Origin of the sequence: Pseudomonas tehranensis (genome assembly GCF_014268615.1) — a bacterium.
Lineage (GTDB): Bacteria > Pseudomonadota > Gammaproteobacteria > Pseudomonadales > Pseudomonadaceae > Aquipseudomonas > Aquipseudomonas tehranensis.
Genome location: NZ_JABWQV010000296.1, coordinates 1 through 5,330, shown reverse-complemented (window position 1 = coordinate 5,330; position 5,330 = coordinate 1). Strand labels below are relative to the sequence as shown.

Annotated in this window: 4 protein-coding genes; 2 read left to right on the top strand and 2 right to left on the bottom strand. The window is 60.2% G+C overall.

The window, feature by feature from the left end; all coding sequences use genetic code 11:
• Window positions 1–43: 43 nt before the first annotated feature.
• Window positions 44–652: a MiaE family protein gene (locus tag HU811_RS24370; RefSeq protein WP_186658534.1), complete on the bottom strand. Its 609-nt coding sequence runs from the start codon at window positions 650–652 to the stop codon at window positions 44–46.
• A gap of 159 nt (window positions 653–811) precedes the next feature.
• On the opposite strand from HU811_RS24370, the gene HU811_RS24365 reads away from it, so the two are divergent.
• Window positions 812–1,675 carry a universal stress protein gene (locus HU811_RS24365; RefSeq protein WP_092396855.1) on the top strand — a complete coding sequence of 288 codons (864 nt, stop codon included), beginning with the start codon at window positions 812–814 and terminating at the stop codon, window positions 1,673–1,675.
• A gap of 136 nt (window positions 1,676–1,811) precedes the next feature.
• Here HU811_RS24365 and HU811_RS24360 read toward each other — a convergent pair whose 3' ends face one another.
• Window positions 1,812–2,282: a DUF1289 domain-containing protein gene (locus HU811_RS24360; RefSeq protein WP_047225747.1), complete on the bottom strand. Its 471-nt coding sequence runs from the start codon at window positions 2,280–2,282 to the stop codon at window positions 1,812–1,814.
• A 408-nt stretch (window positions 2,283–2,690) separates the two neighbouring features.
• On the opposite strand from HU811_RS24360, the gene acnB reads away from it, so the two are divergent.
• Window positions 2,691–5,291, top strand: coding sequence for a bifunctional aconitate hydratase 2/2-methylisocitrate dehydratase (acnB, locus tag HU811_RS24355; protein ID WP_092396851.1), 2,601 nt, complete (start codon window positions 2,691–2,693; stop codon window positions 5,289–5,291).
• Window positions 5,292–5,330 lie beyond the last annotated feature (39 nt).

The following is a 5,330-nucleotide window of genomic DNA, read 5'->3' as shown; positions in this document are numbered from 1 at the left end:
TAGGAGCTGCCGAAGGCTGCGATCTTTTTTGATCCTACCTATCTCACGCAGCGACGGGCACACCACTGTGGAAGCGAAATTCCACATCCGGCGATTCAATCAGCGCCTGCTCGGCGTCACGCACCTTTTCGATCACCTGGGCGATGTCCTTGGCGTCGCCATACTGGTAGGCCAGCTTCAGGTAGCCCTGGAAATGCCGCGCTTCGCTTTTGAGCAAGCCGAAATAGAACTTACCCAGCTCTTCGTCCAGGTGCGGCACCAGGGCCTCGAAACGCTCGCAACTACGGGCTTCGATGAAGGCGCCGACCACCAGGGTGTCCACCAGTTTCACCGGCTCGTGGCTGCGAACCACTTTGCGCAGCCCCGAGGCGTAACGCCCGGCAGAGAGCTGGCGCAAGCCGACCTTGCGTTTTTTCATCAGACGCATGACCTGTTCGTGATGCACCAGTTCTTCCCGGGCCAGACGTGACATCAGGTTGATCAGGTCAACGTGGGAGTGGTACTTGGCGATCAGGCTCAGGGCGGTGCTGGCGGCCTTGAATTCGCAGTTCTTGTGGTCGATCAGCAGCGTCTCCTGGTCGGCCAGCGCCGCCTGGACCCAGGCATCGGGCGTGCGGCAACCAAGGAATTCATGAATTTCGGGAAGGATCATGGGGCTCACGGAAAAAGGTAGTCGAGCGAAGGGCGCCGATTATACCGGCCTGCTTCCAGACCACCAGCCACCGCCGTTGATATGCATCAAGTCGACGACTGCCATACAACAACTATAGTTGAGCAACGCCATGCCTTTTTATTGCTGGAGACGCCGATCATGCAAGCCATTCGCAGCATTCTGGTGGTCATCGACCCCGAACATTCGGAAAGCCTGGCGCTCAAGCGCGCCAAGCTGATTGCCGGTGTGACCCAGGCTCACTTGCACCTGCTGGTGTGCGACAAAAAGCATGACCATGCCGGCATGCTCAGCGTGCTGAAGGCCGCGTTGCTGGCCGACGGCTACAGCGTGACCACCGAACAGGCCTGGAACGAAAGCCTGTATGAAACCATCATCGACGTACAGCAGGCCGAAGGCTGCGGCCTGGTGATCAAGCAACATTTTCCCGACAGCCCGCTGAAAAAAGCCCTGCTCACCCCGGCAGACTGGAAATTGCTGCGCCATTGTCCGACTCCGGTGCTGCTGGTGAAAACCGCCGGCTCCTGGAAAGACAAAGTGATCCTGGCCGCCGTCGACGTGGGCAATGCCGACGGCGAACACCGTCACCTGCACGCCACCATCATCGATCACGGCTACGACATTGCCATCCTGGCCAAGGCGCACCTGCACGTGATCAGCGCCCATCCCACACCGATGCTTTCGTCCGCCGACCCCACGTTCCAGCTCAAGGAAACCATCGAGGCCAAATACCGCGAACAATGCCGGGCGTTCCAGGCTGAGTTCGACATCGACGACCAACACCTGCACATCGAAGAAGGTCCGGCGGACGTCCTGATTCCATACATGGCGCGCAAGCTGCAGGCGGCGGTGACAGTGATCGGCACCGTGGCGCGTTCCGGGTTGTCCGGTGTCCTGATCGGCAACACCGCCGAGGCGGTGCTCGATACGCTGGAAAGCGATGTGCTGGTACTCAAACCGCAGGAGGTTGAGGATCATTTGGTGGAGTTGGCGGTCAAGGAATAAATACGCTGTGGCGAGGGGATTTATCCCCGTTGGACTGCGGAGCAGGCCCATCACTCTAAACGCCAGACGCCTGCTTCGCAGCCGAACGGGGATAAATCCCCTCGCCACAAAAGCTCTTTGCACAAATGGCCGGGAGTCAGCCGCCAATGGCATCCTTCAGAAACCCCGGCGCGATGTAGCGCTGGTAATGGGCTTCGGACAGCAGGAAGAATTCCCGATCAATGGCGTCACGCAGGTCCGGCAGGTCCCAGTCGCGAAATTCCGGCATCAGCACCATGCCGTAGGCTTCCAGGTTGTTGATCACCCGCGCGCCACGGGCGATCAATTGATAAGCCCAGCAATATTCCGACTGGTGCGGCACAAACCGGATCTTGCGTGTTTCCAGTTGCTGGCGCAGCAGGGCAGGATCAAAAACCTCCAGCTTGGCCACCATCACTTGGACCAGCAACTGCTCTAGCCGCATCCACACCGCGCGTTTCTCGTCCTCGTTATAGCCGTTCCAGTGAATCACTTCATGGTGGAACCGCTTGCAGCCACGGCACACCAGGTCACCATAGACAGTGGAGCAAAGGCCGACGCAGGGGGTCTTGATGAGCTGGTTGGGCATAGGGAAAAGCACACGCAAAAGCAGGACAGGCCGGCATGTTAGCCCTTTGTCTAAGATTGATCACCCCTCAAACTTCAGGGCCTAACTTACGTTTATTTTTTTTTTGCCGTAGAATCAGCCAGCCTTTTAAGGCGCCAATGTCCGTTAGAAGCTGTTTTCAAAGCGTCACGAGCACAGTCGTTCCTTCAGAGCGGTGTTGGCCGAGGGTCTTTCCAGCGGGGAAAGCCCAACGCCAACCCTCATCAGCTCCCCGTTCTGCAGGCGTAAAACTTTGAAAGCAGCTTCTGTGAGGAACTCGCGGAAACTCTGGCGTGGTGGCTCAAAAAGCCCCCGACGCGCATGAGTACCGTGGGTTTCTGGATGAGCGTCCCGGACACCCATTTGGGACCACTGATGAGGGTAATAACTGTGCTTGAAGCCTACCGCAAACATATCGAAGAGCGTGCAGCACTGGGTATCGTTCCCCAGCCGCTTAACGCCGAACAAACCGCAGGCCTGATCGAGCTGCTGAAGAATCCTCCGGCTGGCGAAGAAGCTTTCCTCGTTGACCTGATCACCAATCGCGTTCCGCCTGGAGTCGACGAAGCCGCCTACGTGAAGGCCGGTTTCCTGTCCGCCCTGGCCAAAGGCGAAGCCCAATCCCCTCTGCTGGACAAGAAGCGCGCCGTTGAACTGCTCGGCACCATGCAGGGCGGCTACAACATCGTGACCCTGGTGGACCTGCTGGACGACGCCGAATTGGCGCCAGTCGCCGCCGAAGAACTCAAGCACACCCTGTTGATGTTCGACGCTTTCCACGACGTGGCTGAAAAGGCCCGCAATGGCAACGTTCACGCCAAGGGCGTGCTGCAATCCTGGGCCGACGGCGAGTGGTTCAAGAACCGCCCTGTGCTGGCCGACAAGATCAGCCTGCGCGTGTTCAAGGTTACCGGCGAAACCAACACCGACGACCTCTCCCCGGCTCCTGACGCCTGGTCCCGCCCGGACATCCCACTGCACGCCCTGGCCATGCTGAAAATGGCCCGTGACGGTATCGTGCCGGATGAGCAAGGCAAGACCGGTCCGATGAAGCAGATCGAAGAGATGCGCGGCCAGGGCTTCCCGATCGCCTACGTCGGTGACGTGGTCGGTACCGGTTCGTCGCGTAAATCGGCGACCAACTCAGTGCTGTGGTTCTTCGGTGACGACGTTCCTTACGTACCGAACAAGCGTGCCGGTGGTTTCTGCTTCGGCAGCAAGATCGCGCCGATTTTCTACAACACCATGGAAGACGCCGGCGCCCTGCCGATCGAATTCGATGTGTCCAACATGCACATGGGCGACGTGATCGACCTGTACCCGCATGCTGGCAAAGTCTGCAAGCACGGCACCGATGAAGTCCTGACCACCTTCGAAATGAAGACCCCGGTCCTGTTGGACGAAGTACGTGCCGGCGGCCGTATCCCGCTGATCATCGGCCGTGGCCTGACCGAGAAGGCACGTGCCGAGCTGGGCCTGCCTGCTTCGGACCTGTTCAAGAAGCCTGAAGCCCCGGCCGAAAGCACCAAGGGTTTCACCCTGGCGCAGAAAATGGTCGGCAAGGCCTGCGGCGTGACCGGCGTTCGTCCGGGCACCTACTGCGAGCCGAAGATGACCACCGTCGGTTCCCAGGACACCACTGGCCCGATGACCCGTGACGAGTTGAAAGACCTGGCGTGCCTGGGCTTCTCGACCGATCTGGTGATGCAGTCCTTCTGCCACACCGCGGCCTATCCAAAGCCGATCGACGTGACCACCCACCACACCCTGCCTGACTTCATCATGACCCGTGGCGGCGTATCCCTGCGTCCAGGCGACGGCATCATCCACAGCTGGCTGAACCGCATGCTGCTGCCGGACACCGTCGGCACCGGTGGTGACTCCCACACCCGTTTCCCGATCGGTATCTCGTTCCCGGCCGGTTCCGGCCTGGTGGCGTTCGCCGCCGCCACTGGCGTCATGCCGCTGGACATGCCGGAATCGATCCTGGTTCGCTTCAAGGGCAAGCTGCAACCGGGCGTCACCCTGCGTGACCTGGTACACGCCATCCCTTACTACGCGATCCAGAAAGGTCTGTTGACCGTCGAGAAGAAAGGCAAGAAGAACGCCTTCTCCGGCCGCATCCTGGAAATCGAAGGACTGGAAACCCTGACCGTCGAGCAAGCGTTCGAACTGTCCGACGCCTCGGCCGAACGTTCGGCTGCCGGTTGCACCATCAAGCTGTCCAAGGAATCGATTGCCGAATACCTGCAATCGAACATCACCCTGCTGCGCTGGATGATCGGCGAAGGCTACGGCGATGCCCGCACCCTGGAGCGTCGTGCCCAGGCGATGGAAGCCTGGCTGGCCAACCCGGAACTGCTGGAAGCCGACAAGGACGCCGAGTACGCCGAAGTCATCGAGATCGACCTGGCCGACGTCAAGGAGCCTGTGCTCTGCGCGCCGAACGACCCGGACGATGCCCGCCTGCTCTCCAGCGTCGCTGGGCAGAAGATCGACGAAGTATTCATCGGTTCGTGCATGACCAACATCGGCCACTTCCGCGCTGCCGGTAAGTTGCTGGAACAGGTCAAGGGTCAGTTGCCAACTCGTCTGTGGCTCTCGCCGCCGACCAAGATGGACGCTCACCAGCTCACCGAAGAAGGCTACTACGGCATCTACGGCAAGGCCGGTGCCCGGATGGAAATGCCAGGCTGCTCGCTGTGCATGGGTAACCAGGCACGCGTGGAACCGAACTCCACCGTGGTGTCGACGTCGACCCGTAACTTCCCGAACCGTCTGGGCGACGGCGCGAATGTCTACCTGGCTTCGGCCGAACTGGCATCCGTGGCATCCATCCTGGGTCGCCTGCCGACCGTCGAGGAGTACATGGAATACGCCGGCAAGATCGACAGCATGGCAGCGGACGTGTACCGCTACCTGAGCTTCGACCAGATCGCCGAGTTCCGTGAAGCGGCTGCCAATGCCAACATCCCGGTCGTTCAAGCCTAAGGCTTCAACGCTCGACTGAAAACGCCCCCCCCCCCCCCC

What these genes read in the sequence shown, in the direction of transcription:
- HU811_RS24370 (WP_186658534.1), bottom strand. Translation starts at nt 652, where the DNA reads ATGATCCTTCCCGAAATTCATGAATTCCTTGGTTGCCGCACGCCCGAT.
- HU811_RS24365 (WP_092396855.1), top strand. Translation starts at nt 812, where the DNA reads ATGCAAGCCATTCGCAGCATTCTGGTGGTCATCGACCCCGAACATTCG.
- HU811_RS24360 (WP_047225747.1), bottom strand. Translation starts at nt 2,282, where the DNA reads ATGCCCAACCAGCTCATCAAGACCCCCTGCGTCGGCCTTTGCTCCACT.